Origin of the sequence: Sphaerimonospora thailandensis, assembly GCF_016863115.1 — a bacterium.
Classification (GTDB): Bacteria; Actinomycetota; Actinomycetes; order Streptosporangiales; family Streptosporangiaceae; genus Sphaerimonospora; species Sphaerimonospora cavernae.
In genome coordinates, this window is sequence record NZ_BOOG01000002.1 from 30,470 (window position 1) to 51,246 (window position 20,777).

The following is a 20,777-nucleotide window of genomic DNA, read 5'->3' on the forward strand; positions in this document are numbered from 1 at the left end:
TCGTCCCGTCCGTCCGAGTCCCGTCTGTCCGACATCCGTCTCCGACCGCCGCGCACGCGCCTGTCACCCGGGGGTCAGCTCGAGGATCGACAGCGCGCCGGCGGGATGCACCGCCACCAGGCCGAGCCCGGCGTCCGCAGCCAGAGCCGCGAGTTCGGCCACGCCGCGTTCCCTGCCTCCGTAGTAGGCGAGCATGCGCAGATCCATGGCGGTGTGCGGGGTCTCGCCGTCGACGCCGCAGTTCTCCACGACGAAGACCGACCCGCCGCCGCCCGCGGCCTGCGCGCATCGGCGCAGGATGGCGACCGCCGCCTCGTCGTTCCAGTCGTGGAGGATCCAGGAGAGCAGGTAGCCGCCCGCCCCGGCCGGCAGCGGATCGAAGAAGCTTCCGGCGACGACGTCGCACCGGTCGCCCAGTCCCGCCAGCGCCAGCGCCCGGCGCGCCGCGGCCGCCGTCTCCGGCTGGTCGACGACGGTGCCGCGCAGCCCGGGATGGCCGTTCAGCAGCGAGATCAGCATCGACCCGTCGCCGCCGCCCACATCGACGAGATGACCCAGCGATCCCCAGTCGTACCCGGAGACGATGTGCGGCGCCCGCGTCAGGACCTCCGCCCCCATCCGCGCGGCGAACGCGGCCGACCGGTCCGGGTCGTCCGCCAGGTCGGCCCAGAAGGAGCGGCCGAACAGCAGCGGGAAGGCCGGCTCACCCGTCCGGACGCTGTGCAGGAGGTGGACGAAGGCCAGCTCGGCGCGGCCGGTCCAGGTCTCGATGTCGAGCATCGCGCGCATGCCGGAGGGGTGGTCGTCGCGGAGCGCCTCGCCCGACTCGGTGAGCGCGTACCCGCCGGACTCGCCGCGCGTCAGCACACCCCGGGCGGCGAGGTGGCGCATGAGGCGTTCGAGCGCCCCGGGGTCGGCCTGCACCGCGCCGGCGATCTCCTGCGCGGTCCGCGCGCCGGCGGCCAGATGGTCGGCGATCCTCAGGGTCGCCGCCACCCGCAGGGCCATCGGGGTGCCCAGGTGCGCCATCGCCCACAGCCGGGCACCCGCCGCGTCCTCCTGCGCCGCCATGTTCCCCTCCGCCGTCCGCTCATCCCGGGTACGCGGTCAATCGTCAGGCTCCGGCTCGGGGCGGCGCATCTTCCTGATTGCTGCGGCCCGGCGCGCACCTGCCGCGCATCTGCCGCACCGCCGGGCATCGCACGGCGGAAGAAGCCGCGCCGGGCGCCGGATGCCACGATGAGGACCCCGGGTGGGCACGTCACGGCGTTCAGGGGAAATCGTTCGAGGGGAACCGTTCGGGGGAAACCGAGCCACGAGGAGAGGACGGCGTCCGATGACCGACCATCGACATCCGCCGAGCGACCCCGCTCCGCCCCTGCGGAAGACCCGTCCGCTCACCGGCGAGGAGTACGTCGAGAGCCTGCGCGACGGTCGCGAGATCTTCATTTACGGCGATCGGGTCAAGGACGTGACAGCGCACCCGGCGTTCCACAACCCCATCCGGATGACGGCACGGCTCTACGACGCGCTGCACGATCCGGCCACACGCGATCTCCTCACCGTCCCGGTCGACACCGGCGCCGACGGCTACACCCACAGCTTCTTCACCACGCCGCGCAGCGTCGACGATCTCGTCGCCGACCAGCGGGCGATCGCCGCGTGGGCGCGGATGAGCTACGGCTGGATGGGGCGCAGCCCCGACTACAAGGCCTCGTTCCTGGGCACGCTGGGCGCGAACGCCGACTTCTACCGGCCCTTCGCCGACAACGCCCGCCGCTGGTACCGGGAGGCCCAGGAGAAGGTGCTCTACTGGAACCACGCGATCGTGCATCCCCCCGTCGACCGCAGCAGGCCGGTGGACGAGGTCGCCGACGTGTTCGTCCATGTCGAGCGGGAGACCGACGCCGGTCTCGTGGTGAGCGGGGCCAAGGTGGTCGCCACCGGCTCCGCGCTCACCCACTACAACTTCATCGCCCACTACGGGCTGCCGATCAAGGACAGGAAGTTCGCGCTCGTCGCCACGGTGCCGATGGGCGCGCAGGGCATGAAGCTGATCTGCCGCCCGTCCTACACGGCCACGGCGGCCGTGATGGGCAGCCCGTTCGACTACCCCCTGTCCTCCCGGCTCGACGAGAACGACACGATCCTCGTGCTGGACAAGGTGCTCATCCCGTGGGAGAACGTGTTCATCTACGGCGACCTCGCCAAGGTCCAGATGTTCAGCGGCCGTTCCGGGTTCGTCGAGCGGTTCACCTTCCACGGCTGCACCCGCCTCGCGGTCAAGCTCGAGTTCATCGCCGGCCTGCTGGCCCGGGCGCTGGAGATCACGGGCACCGCCGACTTCCGGGGCGTGCAGAGCCGGCTGGGCGAGGTCCTGGCCTGGCGCAACCTGTTCTGGGCCCTCTCCGACGCCGCCGCACGCAACCCGGTGCCGTGGACGGACGGCGCGCTGCTGCCCAACCCGCAGTACGGCATGGCCTACCGGTGGTTCATGCAGATCGGCTATCCGCGGATCAAGGAGATCGTGCAACAGGACGTCGCGAGCGGGCTCATCTATCTGAACTCCAGCGCCGACGACTTCAAGAACCCGGAGATCCGCTCTTATCTGGACAGGTTCGTCCGGGGCTCGGACGGCACTGACGCCGTGGGCCGGGTCAAGCTCATGAAGCTGCTGTGGGACGCCGTCGGCACCGAGTTCGGCGGCAGGCACGAGCTGTACGAGCGCAACTACGCGGGGAACCACGAGAACACGCGTGTCGAGCTGCTGCTGGCGCAGACCGCCGGCGGCCAGATCGACGAGTACAAGGCCTTCGTCGACAGCTGCCTCGACGAGTACGACCTGGATGGCTGGAGGGTGCCGGATCTCGCCTCGTTCGAGGACCTCCGGCAGATGAGGGACGGCATGCTCAACGGTTGATCCCCCAGGAACGGAATGACCAGCAGGAAAGGGGATGGAGTGCGGCCATACAGGCTCGAGATTCCACAAGCCGACATCGACGACCTGCACCGGCGCATCGCGGCCACCCGGTGGCCGGACGAACCGCCCGGCGGCGGATGGCACCGCGGCGTGCCACTCGGATACCTCAAGGAGCTGGCGGAGTACTGGCGGACCGGCTATGACTGGCGCGCCGCGGAGGCGCGACTGAACCAGTATGACCAGTTCCGCACCGAGATCGACGGCGCGACCGTGCACTTCCTGCACGTCGAATCGCCGGAGCCCGGTGCCACGCCGCTGCTGCTGACTCACGGCTGGCCGGGCTCCGTGGCCGAGTTCCTCGACGTCATCGGGCCGCTGTCCGATCCACGCGCGCACGGCGGCGACCCGGCGGACGCGTTCCACCTGGTCATTCCCTCCATTCCGGGATTCGGGTTCTCCGGTCACACCAGGGAGGCGGGCTGGCATCCGCACCGGGTGGCGAACGCCTGGGACGAGCTCATGCGACGCCTCGGCTACGACCGCTACCTCGCGCAGGGCGGCGACGCCGGCGCCGTGATCTCTCTGGAACTCGCCCGGCTGCGCCCGGAGCGAGTCGCCGGAGCACACGTCAACATGCTGATGGCCTTCCCCTCCGGCGATCCGGCCGAGCTCGGGGACCTCAGCGACTCGGACCGGGAGCGCCTCGCCAAACTGTCGCGATTCGACGACGAGCTGTCCGGCTACATGAAGGTCCAGTCCACCCGGCCCCAGACTCTCGCCTACGGCCTCACGGACTCCCCCGTCGGGCAGCTCGCGTGGATCGTCGAGAAGTTCCACGACTGGACGGACTCGGCGAAGGTCCCCGAGGACGCGGTCGACCGCGACCAGATGCTCACCAACGTCTCGATCTACTGGTTCACCGCGACCGCCGGGTCGTCGGCCCGGTTCTACTACGACAGCGCCGAGGGTCTGCGTCAGGCCCTGACGGGCCACCGGCCACCGCCGATCACCGTTCCGGTCGGGGTGGCGGTCTTCCCGCACGACATCTTCGTACCGATCCGCCGCCTCGCCGAGCGCGACATCCCGAACATCACGCACTGGACCGAATTCGACCGCGGTGGCCATTTCGCCGCCATGGAGCGGCCCGAGCTCCTCGTGGCGGACGTACGGGCCTTCGCCCGCTCACTCGCGTAAGCCGCCGCCGCACCACGCTCCACGACGCCCCCGGCGAACCGTTCGCCGGGGGCGTCGTCGTGGCCGATCGACCGGCTCATACGCGTACGGCCCGCACGGCGACGACGCCGATGGCGGCCGCCATCGGCGTCGTCCCGGCCGGGGGCCGGTCAGTCTCCCGAGCCCGCCGGCACAGCTCCGTATTTCCGCACCTCCGGCACCTCCGGCACCTCCGGACCGGCGGGGGTCCGGCCCGCGTTGCGCAGCACCCGCCAGACCATGCCCGGGCGCATCAGGGCGCCGGGCGGGTCGACGAGCCCGGCGACCCGCATGAACGCGGCGGTGACGCCGCCGTCGTTGGCCGCCGCGGCGTGCAGCCGCGACATGTACGCGTTGCCGAGCCGTACCTTGAGGGTGCGCGGCCCCTCTACTCCCGGGAAGTTGAGATCGCCACCGACCGCGATGTCCCACGCGACGTCGATGATCCGGGAGATGTCGCGGAAGTATCGTCGTGCCAGTGGCGGCCTGCCGGACGCGAGATGCTCGCGGAGCGTCATCGCCTCCATCGCGGCGACGGTCATGCCCTGGCCGTAGACGGGGTTGAAGCTGCACACCCCGTCCCCCAGGACCAGCAGGCCCTCGGGGAAGCGGGTGAGCCGCTCGTAGCGGTGCCGTACGCTCGCGGGGAACCGGAAGGTGACGCCCTCGTCGAGCGGTTCGGCGTCGCGGATCGCCTCGTAGATCTCCGGTATGGGCAGGGACCTGGCGAAGGCGAGGAAACCCTCGAGCTCGGCCGGCGCGTGGTCACCGAGCATCCCGGTGAGGGACAGCTGGCTCACGCCGCCGGGCAGCTTGGGGAAGAACGCCCCCCGGGGGTTGGCCGGCGAGGCGACCGGGTTGATCGACAGGTCGCCGTCGTAGGGATCGGACCGCAGCCGGAAGTGGCGTGTGGTGTAGGCGAGGCCGACCTTCACGCGGTCCTCCTCCGGCCGCCGGTAGCCGAGCTCCTCCAACCACGCCGGAGTCCGCGAGCCCCGGCCGGTGGCGTCGACCACCAGATCGGCCTCGATGACCTCCTCCGCGCCGTCCTCGTCGTTGCGCCGCACCCGCACGCCGGTGACGCGGTCGCGGCCGGGCGTGGTCGTCAGCGCCAGGATGTCGCACCGGTCGGCCACCGTGACGTTGGGCAGCGCGGCCACTCTGGCCCGGACGTGGTCCTCCAGCACGGGCCGCGTCGCCGAGACGCTGAGCAGCCCGGTGGGGGCCTGCCGCAGCCGCCTGCCGTTGAAGTACCAGCGCAGGTCGTCGGCGAGGTCCCCGGCCGGCACCCCGGCCGCGTCCAGATCCGACTTGAGCCCGGGGAACAGCTCGTCCAGGATCTGCTGACCGCGGGCGAGCAGGGCGTGCGCGTGGCGCCCGTGCGGGACGCCGCGTCGCGGGCCGCTCGCCCCGATCAGCCGGTCGCGGTCGACGATCAGCACCCGCGCGTACGCGTCGGCGAGCACACGCGCGGCGACCAGCCCCGCCATGCCTCCGCCGAGCACCACCGCGCGGTCTCCGACGAGGGCGCGCATCCCGGTCACCACCTCCACCTTTCCGGCCCCGGCTCAGGTGTCACCGCGAGGGCTGTTCTGGTATGCGCCGAGCCGCCACTCGCCGTCCCGCTTGACGACCACCCATGAGGCCCGGACCGCGCGTTCGTCGCTGACCTGGGTCTCCCCCTCGGCCAGCACTCCGCCGAGGGTGATCAGCACCCCGGACTCCTCGTTGAAGAACCGGATGTCGATCGGCTGGCCGGTCACCCGGGTTCCCTTGTACGGCCCGGCGAAGGCGGCGGCCATGAAGGAACGGATCTCTTCTCGCCCCTTCCGGTACACACCGGGAAGGATCATGGTGCCGTCCTCGGTGAATACCGCGGCGAAGGCGTCGGCATCGTGCTCGGCCCAGGCCGCGACGATGCGCTGCGGCACCGCGGCGGCCGCGGCCCGGTCAGCGGCCCGGTCAGCGTCACCGTCGGCGGCCGTCGGGCCCGAGACTACGGGGCTGGTCGTGCTCATGGTCGTGCTCATGGTCGTCCTCCGATCAGATGTAGAGGGTGTCGGGCTCGAGCCCGCACAGCACTCGGCCGTACAGCTCGGCGTTGGTGTTGGGGTGCATGAGCGCGTGGAGGTTGACGGCCTGGACGTCGCGGGCGATCCGCTGGATCGGCACGTCGTTGTAGATGGACGAACCACCGCTGGCCAGCGCGAAGACGTCGACCGCCTCCTTGCCGAGCCGGCACACCGCGCCCATGTCGGCCCGGGCGCGGGCGCGCTCCTCGAGCGTCCACGGCGAGCCGTCTGCACACTTGGAATCCAGCAGCGCCGCCAGCCGATGGGCGTGGAACTCGGCCTCGTCGATCTTCATCGACGCCTCGGCGACCTGCAGATGGGTCAGCGGGGCCTCGCGCTGACTCTCGTAGCCGGTATAGGTGATCTTACGCTCGGGCAGCCGGGCGAAGAACGCCTCCTTGGCGGCCCTGGCGAGGCCGATGACGGACCCGACGGAGGAGGCCGAGGCGACGGGAAGCAGCGGCGCCCGGTAGATCGGACGGTCGGCGTTGACCGCCGAGGCATGGCGGCCCTCCAGCACGTCGGCCAACGGCACGACACGCTCGTACGGGACGAACACCTCCTGCGCGACCGTGGTGACGCTGCCGGTGCCCTTCAGGCCCGACGTGTGCCAGTCGTCGATGATCCGCAACTCGGCCATGGGGACCAGCGCCATGACCGGCGTCGGGGGGCCGTCCGGCCCCACCAGGACCGCCACGATCTCCTGCCAGTGGCTGTGGTGGGCGCCACTGATGAACCCCCACCTGCCGCTGACGACGACGCCCCCGTCGACCGGGGTGGCGGTGCCGCCGGGGCTCAGCGTCCCGCAGATCCGCACATCCGGGGTGGAGAACACCTCGTCCTGGACCGCTTCGGGGAACAGGCACGTCATCCACGTCGGGATCCAGTACACCGAAGCGGTCCACGCGGTGGAGCCGTCGGCGCGGCCAAGCTCGGCGGCCACGTCGACGAGGGTGCGGGCGTCGCATTCGTACCCGCCGTAACGGACCGGGACCCGCATCCTGAAGACGCCGGCGTCGGCCAGCGTCTCGATCACCTCGTCGGAGAGCCGCCGGTTCTCCTCGGTCCCGGCCGCGTTCTCACGGAGCGCCGGCACCAGCTCCGACGCGCGGCGGACGAGCGCCTCTCGCGTCGGAACGTCGGTGGTCAACACCATGTCCTCCTGAAGAAGAGTCGGAGAGTCAGACGGTCGCTGCTCACGCCACCGCGCACCACTCGACCGTCGCACCGCCGACCGGCCCGCGCACCTTCCTGATTGCGGGAGACGGCCCTGATCGCGGGAGACGGCCGGCGGGGAGTCCGCAATCCGCGAGGTGCGGGCCGGCCCCGGCGCGTGTGACCGTTGATCACACGGCGCCGACACCGACACGGAGGACCAGTCCAGCCATGACAGTCGCCGCGAACGCTCCGGAGCACGGAGTCCAAGAACCGCCGGAACCGGACCTCACACCGGCGGAGATCATCGCGAGGGCCGAGGCGATCGCGCCGGCCCTCGTCGACCGGCAGGAAGAGACCGAACGCCGCACGTTCTACGCGCCGGACACCCACGAGGCGTTCCGCGAGGCCGGCTTCTACCGCATCCTCGTGCCCCGGCGGTACGGCGGTTACGAGTTCGGGATGGAGACCTTCCTGCGCGTGTCGATGGTGCTCGCCCGGGCCTGTCCGTCGACCGGGTGGATGTACTCCCTGGGACACGCCCACGCACTCGCGGTCGCCACGCTCTTCGGCGAGCGAGCCCAGGCGGAGCTGTTCGGCGCCGGTGACTTCATCTGTCCCGCCACCGTCGGCCCCAGCGGCACCGCGACCTACGGGCCGGACGGAGGCTGGGTGCTCAACGGCACCTGGAACTACTGCTCGGGGGCGCCGTACGCCAGCCACTTCCTGGGCCACACCCTCGTCTCACCCCGCGACGGGCTGCCGCCCATGCCCATGATGTTCGTCGTCCCCCGCGACCAGTGGCGCAGGCTGGACGACTGGGGACGGCAACTGGGTCTCAGGGGCAGCGGTTCGCACAGCATCGCGATCGAGGACGGCCGCGTCCCCGAGCACTTCACCCTCCCCACCCACCTGAGCCAGATCGACATCACGACCGGCACCCCGGGCCGGGTGCTGCACGGCAACCCGGAGTACGGCGGCGGCCCGCTCAGCTTCATGCTGCTCAACAGCGCCGCCATCGTGGTGGGCATGGCGCAGGGAGCGCTCGACGCCTACGAGGAGCTGATGACAGGGCGGACGACCGTCTTCCCGCCCATCGTCCCCCGCGTCCAGGACCCTGACTACCAGTACTGGTACGGCGAGGCGAGCGGCATGATCGCCGCGGCCGAGGCGGCCCTCCTGCACGCGATCCGGCAGTGGCGCGAGACCTGCGCCGAAGGCCCGGCCGCGTTCACGAGGGAACGCGACGTGCGGCTGGCCACGATCAGCCGCGAGGCCGCGAGGCTGTGCTGGCGCGCGGTCGAGGGGCACCTGTTCCCCACGGCCGGCTCAAGCGCGGTCCGCCAGGGAGAACGCGTCGAACGCGTGTGGCGTGACATGTCCACCCTGCACAGCCACGCCGGATTCGCGATCTTCCTCTCCACCCTGGCCAACCGCGAGCTCGCCAGAGCGCGCTTCGGCCTCGGATAGCCGAGCCCACCCCGGCCCGATCGGCGATACTGACAATCGCGGGATCGGGTCGCACGGGGAGGGCGTTGCGTGAGCGGGATCGACGACAGTCCTGTCAGTCCTGTCCCCATGGAGGAGGAGTTCGCCGAGCTCGTCGAGCGCCACCGGCGGGAGTTGCAGGTCCACTGCTATCGCATGCTCGGCTCACTGGAGGAGTCCGAGGACCTGGTCCAGGAGACGTTCCTACGCGCCTGGCGCAGGCGGGAGACCTTCCAGGGCCGATCGACGTTCCGGGCCTGGCTGTATCGCATCGCCACCAACGCCTGCCTGGACTTCCTCGACCGCCATCCCCGCCGGCCGCGCCGCCACGCACCGGGATCGAACACCGCCGCGCCTCCCCCGGTCGACATCTCCTGGCTGCAGCCGTACCCCGACCACCTGCTGGAGCCGCCGGCGCCGGGCGACACCGAACCGGACGCGCTCGTGGAGGCCAAGGAGACCGTCGAGTTGGCGTTCCTCATCGCCATCCAGCACCTCCCGCCCAGGCAGCGGGCGGTGCTGATCCTGCGCGACGTGCTCGGCTGGCCGGCCGGCGAGACCGCGGAGCTGCTGGACGTGAGCGTCGCATCGGTGAAGAGCGCGCTCCAGCGGGCCCGGCCCGCGATGAAGGAGCACCTCCCCCAGCGCCGGCTGGAATGGGCCCCGGCGGCCGATCCGACGCAGGAGGAGCGCGCGCTGCTCCAGCGCTACATGGACGCGCACGAGCAGGCGGACGACACGGCCATCGCCGAACTGCTCCGCGAGGACGTGCGGCTCACGATGCCGCCGCACCCGATGTGGTTCGCCGGACGCGCGTCCATCATGGCCTTCACGAAGCAGGTCTTCGATCCGGCCTCGCCGTACCATCACGGGGACTGGCGGTGCGTGCCCACGCGGGCCAACGGGCAGCCGGCCTCCGCAGCCTACGTCCGCCGGCCGGGCGAGCCCGAGTTCCGGGCCCAGGTGCTCGACGTGCTCAGGATCGAGGCCGGGAAGATCGCGGAGATCATCGCCTTCGAACCCCGCCTCTTCCCGGCCTTCGGGTTGCCGCTCACACTGCCGGCCGCCCTCTGACCCGCCGGGCACCGCCGACCGATGAACGCCCGCCGATCGGACGCCCGCCGATCGGACGCCTACCGATCGGACGCCTGGCGATCGGACGCCTACCGATCGGAGGACACGGCGAGTTCCTCGTGCCGTACCACCGGCTCCGGGTGGCCGCCGTGGTCGCCGTGGCCGGTGAGCGGGCCGACCTGCCGGAGCAGGGTGAGCGCGAGAACGCCGAGAGCGCAGAAGGCGACGACGCTGACGGCCGCGACCACGTTCAGCCCGCTGGTGAAGGCCTCTCTCGCGAGACGGACCAGCTCTGTGCCGAGGGCCTCGGGAAGCCGTGCGGCCGCGGCCACCGCGCCGCTGACACCGCCGTCGACGCCGGCCTGGGCGACGTCGGCCGGCACCCCGGCGGGGAGGGTGAGCTGACCGCGGTAGACGGCGGCGCCGATCGTCCCGAAGACCGCGACGCCCAGCGCGACGCCGAACTCTCCACCGGTCGAGACCATCGAAGCGGCGGACCCGGCCTTCTCCGGCGGGGCGCACCCCAGCGCGACCTGGTTGATCAGCCCGCCCACCGGCCCGACGCCGAAGTAGACCACGCTCACGCCGATCAGCAGGGCGATCGGCCCGGCCGAGCCGTCGATCTGGGCGATCATGAGCTGGCCGAGCATCGCGATGGCCATGCCGCCCGCGAGGATGTGGGCCGGGCGGATCCTGCGGGCCAGGCGCGGAGTCACGTTGATCGATACGACCAGGGCGAGCGCCGGGAGCACCAGCCACAGCCCGGCCTGGAGCGGTGAGAGTCCCGCGACGCTCTGCAGGTAGATGGCGACGAGCAGCCCGGTGCCGGTCTGGAGGGCACCGACGAGCATCCCGACGGTGAGCGCGCCGCTGAACGAGCGGTGGCGGAACAGGCGCACGTCGAGCAGCGGGTGGGCCAGCCGGGACTGCCGCGTGACGAACGCGACGCCCATGAGCACCCCGGCCAGCAGGGCGGCGACGGACGGGACGCCCCAGCCGCTCCTGGTCAGCTCCTTGAGTCCGTAGACGATCGGCAGGATCGTGGCGAGCGACAGCGCCACGCTCGGCAGGTCGAGCCGCCCCCCGGCGGGATCGCGGTACTCAGGCAGCAGGAACGGCGCCGTCACCAGCAGCAGGCCCATGACCGGCAGGCTGACCAGGAAGACCGAGCCCCACCAGAAGCTCTCCAGCAGCGCCCCGCCGATCACGGGCCCGAGCGCGACGCCGACCATGAAGGACGTCGCCCAGATCGCGATGGCCGACCCCAGCTGCCGGGGATTGTGGAACATGTTGGTGATCAGCGCGAGGGTCGAGGGCAGCAGTGTGGCGCCGACGATCCCGAGCAGCGCCCGGGCGATGATCAACATCTCGGCGCTGACCGAGAACGCCGCGACGAGCGAGACGAGGCTGAACGCCGTGGCGCCGATCAGCAGCAGCTTCCGCCGGCCGATCCGGTCCCCCAAGGTCCCCATCGTGACCAGGAATCCCGCGGTCATGAACCCGTAGATGTCGGTGATCCACAGCTGCTGGGTGCTGTCGGCTCCGAGATCGGTGCTCAGGTGCGGCAGGGCCAGGAACAGCACGCTGATGTCCAGGGACAGCAGCATGGTGGGCAGAGCCAGCACGGCCAGCCCGATCCATGCTCTCCGCCCCGTCGCCGGGGCTTGGTCGTCGGCCATCTTCTTGATCCTCTCGTCGTCTGATGCTCGAGCCGGGGCCGTCAGTTGAGACGGCGTCCCGGCCCGGAAGGCATCGCACAGTGCGCCTTCATGCGCTCAGCTCGATCCGCGTGTGGTCGCCGATCACAAGACGCCGGCGGACGGTGCCCGGGCCGATGGTGGCGAACCGCCCGATGAGCGACCACTCGAGACCTCCGGCGCCCATGAGCGAAGCCCCCTGCAGCACCACAGAATCGGTGATCCGGGTGAACCGCAGCGCGCAGTCACGACCGATGGAGACGTTCGGTCCGATGTGGCTGCCCTCGACCACCGAGCCGGCGCCGACGATCACCGGGCCTTCGATCCGGGAGTTCCTGATCCGGGCTCCGGCCTCGACGACGACGTGCCCGTCCAGTTCGCTCTGGCGACCGGGATCAGCTGCTTGGGCATGGAGTAACTGAAAGGCCGCAGCCGTGTGCCGTGCCCACCGGACAACACCAGAGCCTTCATGACCATCTCCCTCCTCGCGTACGGCCGGACCCGACGCTGATCGCAGTAAGCATGCGTCGGGGGGAACCATGCGGCATCTCCGACATTGCTGAGCCGCCGCCCCCGGGGCCCCCGGGGGCGGCTCTCTGGCGCCCGGTGATCTGCGCGTGTCCGCGATTTCCTCTGGCCAGCAGATCGGCCAGCGCGGGTCAGGCCGCGAGGGCGGCGAACTGACCGGGGGCGCGGCCGGGCCCGGCCGGGCCTCGGTATGCCTGCGCGATGTCCAGCCACTGATCGGCCTCGGCGCCGACGGCGGTCACCGCGAGATCGTCACGGTGGCGGCGCCTGGTCACGAGCAGGCAGAAGTCGACAGCCGGGCCGCTGACCCGCTGCTCCGCGTCAGCCGGGCCGAACTCCCAAAGCTCGCCGGAAGGCGCGGTGATCTCGAACCGGAACTGCGCGTCCGGCGCGGTCAGCCCGCGCGCCTGATAACCGAAGTCCCTGGTCAGCACGGCGAACCCGACCAGGTGCCGGAGCCGGTCCGTCCGCTCCGGCCGGACCCCCAGCGCGTCCGCGATGTCCTGCCCGTGCGCGAACAGCTCCATGATCCCGGCGCACGCGAGCACGGCCGGCGGCAGCGGGTTGACCAGCCACGGCACGGTCTCGCCCGCCGGAACGGCCGCGAGCGCCTCCACCGCGCTCACCCGCTGGGCCCGCCAGCGGGTGAGCAGATCCTCCGGGGTGTCGTCCGCGTAGGCCGCCAGCGCCGCGTTCACGGCCGCGTCGAAGCCGGCCTTGGCCTTGGCCGTCATCTCGCGGAACGCCGCCGCGTCGGAGGCTGCGGTCCCCGCCAGGCGGAAGATGAAGTCCAGGTGGGCGATCTGGTTCGCCACCGTCCAGCCGGGCGCCGGCGTGGGCAGCGCCCACTGTTCGGGACTGAGATCGGCCACCAGGCGGTCGACCTCGTCGCCCTCGGCCGTGAGGTCCTTGAGCACTTCTTCCAGTCGCATCTTTGCCGTCCTCTCAGGAGATCGTGCGGGGTGTGAATGAGTCAGCGGAGGCGAACCGGCGGGCGGCCGCCAGGCTCGACCATGCGGTCAGCTCGACGAGCTCCCTGTCTCCGGGGGCGACGTCATCGGGCACGGCACGGCGGAACTCCTCGATGGCCTGCCGGTCGACCTGGTAGGAGGCCATGGCGGTCAGCAGAGCCAGGCGGCCGGCCGGACGATGGGCGGGCGCCAGACCGGCGGCGGCCTCCACCGCCCAGGCCCGGCCGAGACCCGGCGGAGCGCCGTCCCACCCGCCGAGCCGTTCGACGACCAGTTCCCGGACCGGATCGGGTACGGCACGGCGGCCGGCGGCCTCGATCGCGGTGGCGGCCCGGGCGAAGGCGCCGGCGAGGTTCGCGGTGCGGCCGGCCCAGGACAGGTCGCCGGGCAGCGGCGCCTCGGGCAGCAGGCCGAGCGATTCGCCCGGCGGCGTTTCCCGTCGCGCGGCCGGGCGCATGACCAGGCCGAACAGGCGCATGAGGCCGGGGCGTGCCCGGGCGGGCAGCCGCGGAGGGAGCGGAGAGTCACCGAGGAAGACGTTGACCATCCGGTTCAGGTAGTGGAAGGTCAGGGCGACCCCGGCCAGCTCCGCGGCCGATTCCGTGGCCGCCTCCCGGTCCGGCGCGGCGGCGGGTTCCGGGGCCGCTTCCCGTTTCCCGGCGAGACCGCGCAGCGTCGCACGGTGCACGTCCACGCAGTACGGGCAGGAGTTGGCGGCCGAGACCCGCACCGCGACCGCTTCTTTGGCCGTCCGACCGGCCGCTCCACTGGTGAGCAGCGACTCCCGCAGCATCAGCCAGCAGGCGGCCAGGCATTCAGGAGCAGGCGAGTGCAGCGCCACGGGCGGCGCGAGCATGCCGAAGTCCCGTGCCATCTGGGCGTAGACCCGGGCGACGAGGTCCGGCGCCGCACCCGGCGGCACCGGTGAGACATGGCGGATCTGAGCCAGCGATCCCCGCAGCATGAGGCGGGTGAGCAGCGCGCCCATCGCACTACTCGCGCACCAGGCTCGGCACCAGCTCGGCGACGCCGCGCCGTCCGGCGGTGCCGCCGCCGGGGGCGGGCGCGCCGTACACGACGTCCACGCCGCGCTCCCGCGCGGCCCGAACGATGCCGGGGACGGCGCGCTCGGCGAGCGCGGCGATGGTCATCGCGGGGTTGACGGTGAGCGCCCCCGGTACGGCAGAGCCGTCGGTGACGAAGATCCCGGGATGCCCGCGCAGCTCGTGACCGTCGTCCAGGGCCGAGGTCGCGGGGTCGTCGCCGATGCGGCAGGAGGCCAGCGGGTGCACTGTGTACGCGCCGACCACGTCGTTGGTCCAGGGCGTCACCGTGGCCAGGCCGTCACGCTCCAGGATGTCCTTCACGTCGGCGTCGGCCATCGCCCACGCGCGCAGCGTGTTCTCCGTGGGACGGTACCTGAGGCGCCCGACGCCGAGCATCTGCTGGGAGATCCGATCGGCGTTGCCCGCGGCGGGCGGCGGGCCGAACACTCCCTCGTTGTCGTCCTCGATCATCTGGAAGATGATGAGCCACGACTGCCAGCGCTTGAGCATCTCCTTCTTCTTGGCCCCGAACCAGGTCGGACCGGCCGTGTCGGCCACCTGGGCGAGGATGGTCCCGAGGCCGGGCGGGAAGTAGAGCTGCTCCAGGGAGTAGCGGGTGTATTCGGGCAGGGAGCCGTCGAGCCTGTCCCAGTTCGCCACGGTCGGTCCCTTGCCGATCTGGTTGGCGGCGTAGGCCAGGCCGTCCTCGCGGCCCAGACCGAGCACCTCGCGCACCCGGTCCTCGTTCAGCACCGCGGTGTTGAGCCGCTCCCCGTTGCCCGAGAAGTACCGTCCGACGGCGTGCGGCATCGTGCCCAGCTCCGCCTCACTGCGCTGCAGGATGACCGGCGTGGCGCCCGCTCCCGCCGAGAGAATGACGATCTTGGCGTCGATCGTCCCGCCTCCGGTGCGGATCCGGTAGTCCTCGTCGTCGATGAGGTCGTAGTGCACCCGGTAGGAGCCGTCGTCATTCCGGGAGATGCGCTGCACCTCGTGCAGGGGGCGGATCCGCGCACCGTGGGCGAGTGCCCCGGGCAGATAGTTGAGCAGCAGCGACTGCTTGGCGTCGAACCGGCACCCGGCCATCATCCAGTTGCAGTTCGTGCACCGGCCCCGGTCGATCGCGGCCGGGACCGGGTTGGCCGTACGACCCGCGTGATGGCAGGCTGCGGCCCACAGCCCGCCGGCGTAGGTGACGTCGCCCCAGCCCTGCTTGGTGATCTCGATCGACTCGGCCACCCGGTCGTACCACGGATCGAGCGTGTCGCGGCTGACTGCGACCGGCCACATCCGCCGCCCGATGCCGCCCCGGCGCTCGAAGACGAAGCGCGGCGCCCGGGGCATCGCGGCGAAGTAGACGACGCTGCCGCCGCCGACGCAGTTGCCGCCGAGCACGCTCATGCCGTCACCGGCGACGAAGTCGAAGATCCTGGTGTACGACGAGCCGAGCTTGAAATCGTGCTCGAACTCCTCGCTCTTCAGCCACGGGCCACGTTCGAGCACGACGACGTCGGCGCCTCCGGCCGCGAGGTGATATGCGGCGATCGAACCGCCGAAGCCGCTTCCGACCACGAGGACGTCCGTACGTTCTGTACTGGTCATGCGGGGCTCCCTGAGGGGGTCGTGTCCGGGTGCGTGCGAGCCAGCGGCCTGCCGTACGAGAACGCGGGGAAGCGCCACAGCCGGTCCGGGCCGGGCGCGGTGACGCCCATCGCGGCCAGGCCGGGGTGTCCCGACGCGATCGCGTCGGCGGTGTGCAGGTGGGCCGCGGAATCGAAGGCCATGTTGCTGAACAGGGTGAGCAGGACCCAGAACTCCTTCTCCGGATGAGCGGGCGAGACCAGTCGCCCGACCAGCGCGGTCCGGTGCTCGAAGGAGAGCGCGACGAACGGCGGCACCGACTCGTCGACAGCCAGGTCGTGCTCCTCGGCGTAGGAGCGGGCGTGGTCGTTCAGCAGGCGGGCGTAGTCGTCCAGGCCCTCCGTGACGCCGGTCGCGTCCCACTCCAGCAGTTCGATCGCGCCGGCCGCCACCGCGCCACCGCCCGGGGCGGCGCCGGCCACCGCCCTGTCCCCGTCGAACCGCTTCTCACCGGGGACGATCGTGTCCGCGAACGCCTCCAACGTCGTCGTCCTGACCTGCTGTTCGGCTGAGCTTGGCGGCATGGACGTCCCCTCGTTTCTCAGTTCGGCTCAGGTTCCCTACATGGTCCGGGCATCGCCTGGCCGGGCGCATCTTTCGCGTTGCCGTCATCGGCGAGCGCCGAGCGGAGGGCGGCCAGCGCGCGGACGGTCTGGCTGCGCACGGTCGAGCCCTCGCTGCCCATCACCCCGGCGGTCTCCTCCACACTGCGGTCCTCCCAGTAGCGCAGGACGACGGCGGTCCGCTGCCGGGGACCGAGGGCGGCCAGCGCGTTCATCAGGAGCAGGCGGTCGACCACGCGCGCGTACGGATCGGGCGACGGCTCCGGCTCCGGCGGCCGCTCGTGGAGGACCTCGCGGGACCACCGGTGCGTTCTGCGGTCGCTGCTGATCAGTCGGATCATCACGGCCCGGGCATATCCGGTGATCTTGTCACGCCGTTCCAGGTTGTCCCAGTGCCGATGGATCGCCATCAGGGTCCGCTGCACGAGGTCCTCGGCCTCGTGCCAGTCGGACGAGAGCAGGAACGCGGCCCGCCGCAGCGCCGGCCTGGCCTCCTTCACGTAGCGCGAGAACTCGTCGTCGCGAGCCTCGGCCATCTCCGCTCACACTCCAAAGACAGGGGGGGACGGGGCTTCTCAGGGGGCAGGACTTCTCCTTCACCCGGTGCATTCAGCATTGGGTTCGATCACGTGGCGTCACAACCCCTATCGCACGCCCTTACCACAAGTCAGGGGTGCCTCTGGCGCCGGAGGCGCGCCTACGATCACCGGGTGAGGGAAATGAGGGCGAAAGACCGCCCGGACGGCCGGCACCATTCCGGTCGCCGCCCGGGCGAATATTCCCCTGGTGACCGGGTGACTACGGAGAATATTTTCCGAGAAATCCGATCCACCCGTGCAGCATTCCTATCCGTTCGGCACGTGTAAATAGCGGAAAAGGTCGATCGTCACCACGGCGAAAAGGCCGGTCAATCCCCCCCGCACCCATCGGACGGCATTCATGCCAGCACTACTGCCTGCCATTTCTCCAGATACATGCGGAGCGTAACGGATCGGTCACTCGTATACCGAGGCATGGAACATGAGCTGATACGACACTTCCACGTAAAGGGAGGAGTAATGGACGATGTCATCACCACGGCCGTTCTTCGGGTTGTCGAGGACATGCAGGAAAATCTGGGGGAACCGCTCACCATCGATGACCTGGCACGCACCGCGATGTTCAGTAAATTTCATTTCTCCCGGATCTTCCAGCGGGTCACCGGCCTTTCCCCCGGCCGGTTCCTGTCAGCCGTACGGCTGCGCGAGGCCAAGCGCCTGCTGACCTCGACCACGCTGACCGTCACCGACATCAGCCACCGGGTCGGTTACTCCAGCGTCGGCACCTTCAGCTCCCGGTTCGCCGGCAGCGTCGGCCTCTCTCCGAGCAGATACCGCCGCTTCGAGAGCCTCACCCCGCCGGAACACCGCGCCGCAGCCCCGGGACACCACGCCACGACCCCGGGACACCGCGCCACGACCCCGGGGACCACGACGACCCCGGGAACCACGACGACCACCGTCCGAGGACTGATCTCCTCACCGCTCGACGACCGTCCCGTCTTCGCCGGCCTGTTTCCCGACAGCATCCTGGAGGGCTGGCCGATCAGGTACACCGTCCTGTCCCGGCCCGGGCCGTACGTGCTGAAGGACGTGCCCGAGGGCACGTGGCACCTGATCGTGCAATCGGCCGCGGCCGGCCGTGAGGACGCCATCGAGCACCCGGCCCGCGGCGACGAGGGACTGTGCATCGGACGGCACGGGCCGATAACGGTCCAGCCCGGTGCCGCCGCCACCGCGCACGCGGACATCCGGCTCAGGCCGATGAGCGTGCTCGACCCTCCGGTGCTGCTCGCGCTGCGCGAGCTGGTGGCGGCGGAACTGGCGGGTGTCAGGAACTGATCGACACCTCAGACGCGGACGCCGCGGGCCGCGTGCACGGACATCGGCAGCCCTCCGAGCACCCGGAGCGACAGCATGGCCTCCGGGACCGGCAGGTGGCCGGGCATACCGGAGAGCCGCAGATCCCGGGCGACCATGGCGGTCACGAAGGCGGCCTCCATCATGCCGAGATGACTTCCGACGCAGAACCGTGGGCCGGCGCCGAACGGGATGTACGCGTATCGGGGGCGGCCCGCCGGCGCATCCGGGTCGAACCGTTCTGGGGCGAACCGGTCGGGCTCGTCCCAGAACGCCGGATGCCGGTGCAGCGTGTAGGGGCTGATGAGGACGTCCGACCCGGCCGGCACGTGATAGCCGCCCACCTCGTCGTCCCGCAGGGCCCGCCGGGGCAGCATCCACACGGGCGGGTAGAGGCGCATGGCCTCCTCGATCACCATGGCCGTGTAGCGCAGCCGGGGAAGGTCCTCATGCGTCGGGAGCCGGTCGCCCAGCACCTCGACGGCCTCGACGTGCAGCCGTTCCCGCACGTCCGGATGCCGGTCCAGCAGATGGAAGGTCCATGACAGCGTGCTCGCCGTCGTCTCGTGCCCGGCCAGCAGCAGCGTGACCAGTTCGTCGCGCATCCGCCGCCGGCCGACCCGGGGGTCGGCCTCCTCCCGGGTCGAGGCGATCAGGCGGGACACCAGGTCGTCGCCGTCGCCCCGGCGCAGGCGGTCGGCCACCAGGTGGTCGACGACGCGCTGCAGGTATCCGCGGGCCCGGCGGAACCGGAGCTGCCTGCGCAGCGGAACCCACATCGGCACCATGCCGAGCGTCACCATCTCGAACATGGCCTGGTCCTGCACCGCCTCGAACGCGTGGCCGATCGAGCCGAAGGCGTCGAGGTCGGCGTCGAGCAGGGTGCGGCCCAGCACACCGAGGCTGAGCCCGGTCATCTCCGCGACCACGTCGACCGGGGCTCCGCCGATCCGCGTGCGCAGCCGGTCCACCAGCTTGGCCGCCTCCTCCGCGATGACGGCGTCCTGCCGGGCGATCCGTTTGTTCTGGAACACCGGCTGGATCATCCGCCGCTGCTTGCGCCACAGCTCACCCTCGCTGGTCAACAGCCCGTCCCCGATGGCGCGCCGCGCCTGGACCAGGCCGACGCCCTTGTGGTAGTTGACGCTGTTGTCGGCCAGCACCTGCTTGGCGTGATCGGGATGGTTGAAGAAATAGAGGGTCTTGGGACCGACGGACAGCCGGACCGCGTCGCCGTACGTCGCGGCCAGCGACATCAGGCCGAGCCGGTCCCGCGCCAGCTTGTGGTAGAGCATCGGGCCCGCGGTGCGGGGCGGCCCCGGGGGCACCCGGCGGCGGGCGGCGGCGTGCTGCGCGCTCACGCGGTCACCTCGACCCGCTCCGGAGTGATCTGGCGGAACCCGCTGCGGAAGACGACCAGGGGCTCACGGTCGGGCCGCTGGTCGAGCCACAGCACCTTGCCGAGGAAGATGGTGTGGTCCCCGCCGTCGTGGGCGGCCGTCAGTTCGCATTCGAAGCGGGCCAGCGCCCCGCTGAGCAGCGGGGCGCCGGTCAGCGAACCGGGCAGCCAGTCGACGTGTTCGAACTGGGCCGCGCCCAGCGACCGCGAACGGTCCGCGAAGTGCCTGGCCTCGGCCTCCTGATGGGAGGCCAGCACATTGACCCCGAAACGACCCGCCATGCTGAGGCATCTGTGCATGACCGCGCACCGGTCGACACAGACCAGCACGAGCGCGGGATCGAGGGAGACCGAGGCGAAGGAGTTCGCCGTCATGGCGTGCGGGACGGGGTCGCCGGTCGTCACCACCGTGACGCCGGTGGCGAACGTCCCGAACGCCCGCCGCAGGGACTTCTGGTCCGAAAGGATGGAGTCGGGCACGTTCACGCTGACCTCCTGGCTCACTGTCCTGGCTCACTGTCCTGGCTCCCTGGCCTTACTCACTGTCCTGACTCACTGGCGGGATCCGCGCCCGGGCCGGGTCCCGTAGATCTTCGTGGTCTTCCGCGGTCACTACCGCGAAGATCCACGGGAGACTCCCTACAGCGCGTATGGTTCGAGGGCCTTGACCAGCGACTCGGGGACCAGGGAGGGGGCCGTACGGGTGTTCGGTCCCCGCATGCACGCCACCCGCTGCCTGCCGCGGGCGACGAGGGTCTCGGTCCTGCCGCCTGTGCCTTCGTCCCGGTCTACGTCGGGACGGTCTCCATCCGCACGGTTCAGCCGCACGTAGTCGAAGCTGAACTCGAGTTGGGTCTGGGTGAGATCGACCAGGCGCATCCTGATGGACAGTTCGTCGAAGGCGGTGATCTCGGCGAAGAACTCGCAGTCGACCTTGAGCGTGAACAGCTTCAGGTCGTCCTGCAGGTCCGCCAGCACCTCCGGCGCCCGCTGCTTGAGGAACATCTCCCGGCAGCGCCCCTGCCATCGCAGATAGTTGACGTAGTACACGTTGCCGACGAGGTTGGTCTCCTCGAAGCCCACTGTGTGCGTGTATTCGAAGTAGTTCGCCAT

20 protein-coding genes are annotated in these 20,777 nt (G+C 70.9%); 5 read left to right on the forward strand and 15 right to left on the reverse strand.

Annotation, left to right across the window (positions count from 1 at the left end; all coding sequences use genetic code 11):
- Positions 1-63: 63 nt before the first annotated feature.
- Positions 64-1,071, reverse strand: a complete 1,008-nt coding sequence (locus Mth01_RS00275) for a methyltransferase (protein WP_204009492.1) — start codon at positions 1,069-1,071, stop codon at positions 64-66.
- A gap of 265 nt (positions 1,072-1,336) precedes the next feature.
- Between Mth01_RS00275 and Mth01_RS00280 the strand changes: the two genes are divergently transcribed.
- Both Mth01_RS00280 and Mth01_RS00285 read left to right on the forward strand, forming a co-directional pair.
- Complete coding sequence (locus Mth01_RS00280) at positions 1,337-2,920, forward strand: 4-hydroxyphenylacetate 3-hydroxylase family protein (protein ID WP_204009495.1); 1,584 nt, start codon at positions 1,337-1,339, stop codon at positions 2,918-2,920.
- A gap of 15 nt (positions 2,921-2,935) precedes the next feature.
- Positions 2,936-4,114 (forward strand): epoxide hydrolase family protein, encoded by a 1,179-nt coding sequence (locus tag Mth01_RS00285; protein ID WP_204009498.1) that lies wholly within the window; start codon positions 2,936-2,938, stop codon positions 4,112-4,114.
- A 149-nt stretch (positions 4,115-4,263) separates the two neighbouring features.
- On the opposite strand, the gene Mth01_RS00290 is transcribed toward Mth01_RS00285, so the two are convergent.
- The 3 genes from Mth01_RS00290 to Mth01_RS00300 are packed head-to-tail and all read right to left on the reverse strand — an operon-like array spanning position 4,264 to position 7,360.
- Positions 4,264-5,667 carry an FAD-dependent oxidoreductase gene (locus tag Mth01_RS00290; RefSeq protein WP_204009626.1) on the reverse strand — a complete coding sequence of 468 codons (1,404 nt, stop codon included), beginning with the start codon at positions 5,665-5,667 and terminating at the stop codon, positions 4,264-4,266.
- A 33-nt stretch (positions 5,668-5,700) separates the two neighbouring features.
- The gene (locus Mth01_RS00295; protein WP_239088887.1) at positions 5,701-6,162 is read right to left on the reverse strand and encodes an SgcJ/EcaC family oxidoreductase; all 462 of its coding nucleotides are present in this window, start codon (positions 6,160-6,162) and stop codon (positions 5,701-5,703) included.
- Positions 6,163-6,175: 13 nt separating this feature from the next.
- The gene (locus Mth01_RS00300) at positions 6,176-7,360 is read right to left on the reverse strand and encodes an acyl-CoA dehydrogenase family protein (protein ID WP_204009500.1); all 1,185 of its coding nucleotides are present in this window, start codon (positions 7,358-7,360) and stop codon (positions 6,176-6,178) included.
- Positions 7,361-7,590: 230 nt separating this feature from the next.
- On the opposite strand from Mth01_RS00300, the gene Mth01_RS00305 reads away from it, so the two are divergent.
- Both Mth01_RS00305 and Mth01_RS00310 read left to right on the forward strand, forming a co-directional pair.
- Positions 7,591-8,829, forward strand: a complete 1,239-nt coding sequence (locus tag Mth01_RS00305) for an acyl-CoA dehydrogenase family protein (protein ID WP_204009502.1) — start codon at positions 7,591-7,593, stop codon at positions 8,827-8,829.
- Positions 8,830-8,898: 69 nt separating this feature from the next.
- A complete protein-coding gene (locus tag Mth01_RS00310) occupies positions 8,899-9,921 on the forward strand; it encodes a sigma-70 family RNA polymerase sigma factor (RefSeq protein WP_239088889.1) in 1,023 nt (340 codons plus the stop codon).
- 89 nt (positions 9,922-10,010) lie between these two features.
- Here the strand turns inward: Mth01_RS00310 and Mth01_RS00315 are convergent, their stop codons facing one another.
- The 8 genes from Mth01_RS00315 to Mth01_RS00350 form a co-directional block, all read right to left on the reverse strand.
- On the reverse strand, positions 10,011-11,600 hold the full coding sequence (locus tag Mth01_RS00315) for an MFS transporter (protein ID WP_204009504.1): 1,590 nt from the start codon (positions 11,598-11,600) through the stop codon (positions 10,011-10,013).
- An 88-nt stretch (positions 11,601-11,688) separates the two neighbouring features.
- On the reverse strand, positions 11,689-11,931 hold the full coding sequence (locus Mth01_RS00320; protein ID WP_204009506.1) for a hypothetical protein: 243 nt from the start codon (positions 11,929-11,931) through the stop codon (positions 11,689-11,691).
- Entirely contained in the window at positions 11,928-12,095 is a 168-nt protein-coding gene (locus Mth01_RS30315) for a sugar phosphate nucleotidyltransferase (protein WP_407695907.1), read from the reverse strand. Before Mth01_RS30315 ends, Mth01_RS00320 begins: the two co-directional genes overlap by 4 nt.
- A gap of 182 nt (positions 12,096-12,277) precedes the next feature.
- Positions 12,278-13,078, reverse strand: coding sequence for a TIGR03084 family metal-binding protein (locus Mth01_RS00330; protein WP_204009509.1), 801 nt, complete (start codon positions 13,076-13,078; stop codon positions 12,278-12,280).
- 13 nt (positions 13,079-13,091) lie between these two features.
- On the reverse strand, positions 13,092-14,105 hold the full coding sequence (locus Mth01_RS00335; RefSeq protein ID WP_204009511.1) for a carboxymuconolactone decarboxylase family protein: 1,014 nt from the start codon (positions 14,103-14,105) through the stop codon (positions 13,092-13,094).
- A 4-nt stretch (positions 14,106-14,109) separates the two neighbouring features.
- Positions 14,110-15,765 (reverse strand): FAD-dependent oxidoreductase, encoded by a 1,656-nt coding sequence (locus Mth01_RS00340; protein WP_204009513.1) that lies wholly within the window; start codon positions 15,763-15,765, stop codon positions 14,110-14,112.
- Positions 15,762-16,328, reverse strand: coding sequence for a DUF5987 family protein (locus tag Mth01_RS00345; protein ID WP_204009515.1), 567 nt, complete (start codon positions 16,326-16,328; stop codon positions 15,762-15,764). The genes Mth01_RS00340 and Mth01_RS00345 overlap by 4 nt, the downstream gene beginning before the upstream one ends.
- A 17-nt stretch (positions 16,329-16,345) precedes the next feature.
- Entirely contained in the window at positions 16,346-16,903 is a 558-nt protein-coding gene (locus Mth01_RS00350; protein WP_204009517.1) for a SigE family RNA polymerase sigma factor, read from the reverse strand.
- 522 nt (positions 16,904-17,425) lie between these two features.
- On the opposite strand from Mth01_RS00350, the gene Mth01_RS00355 reads away from it, so the two are divergent.
- Positions 17,426-18,247, forward strand: coding sequence for a helix-turn-helix domain-containing protein (locus tag Mth01_RS00355; protein WP_204009520.1), 822 nt, complete (start codon positions 17,426-17,428; stop codon positions 18,245-18,247).
- 8 nt (positions 18,248-18,255) lie between these two features.
- Here the strand turns inward: Mth01_RS00355 and Mth01_RS00360 are convergent, their stop codons facing one another.
- The 3 genes from Mth01_RS00360 to Mth01_RS00370 all read right to left on the reverse strand — a co-directional run bounded on the left by Mth01_RS00360 (position 18,256) and on the right by Mth01_RS00370 (position 20,777).
- Positions 18,256-19,626, reverse strand: coding sequence for a cytochrome P450 (locus tag Mth01_RS00360; RefSeq protein ID WP_239088890.1), 1,371 nt, complete (start codon positions 19,624-19,626; stop codon positions 18,256-18,258).
- The gene (locus Mth01_RS00365) at positions 19,623-20,150 is read right to left on the reverse strand and encodes a flavin reductase family protein (protein ID WP_204009523.1); all 528 of its coding nucleotides are present in this window, start codon (positions 20,148-20,150) and stop codon (positions 19,623-19,625) included. The genes Mth01_RS00360 and Mth01_RS00365 overlap by 4 nt, the downstream gene beginning before the upstream one ends.
- Positions 20,151-20,303: 153 nt before the next feature.
- Positions 20,304-20,777 (reverse strand): acyl-CoA thioesterase, encoded by a 474-nt coding sequence (locus Mth01_RS00370; protein WP_204009526.1) that lies wholly within the window; start codon positions 20,775-20,777, stop codon positions 20,304-20,306.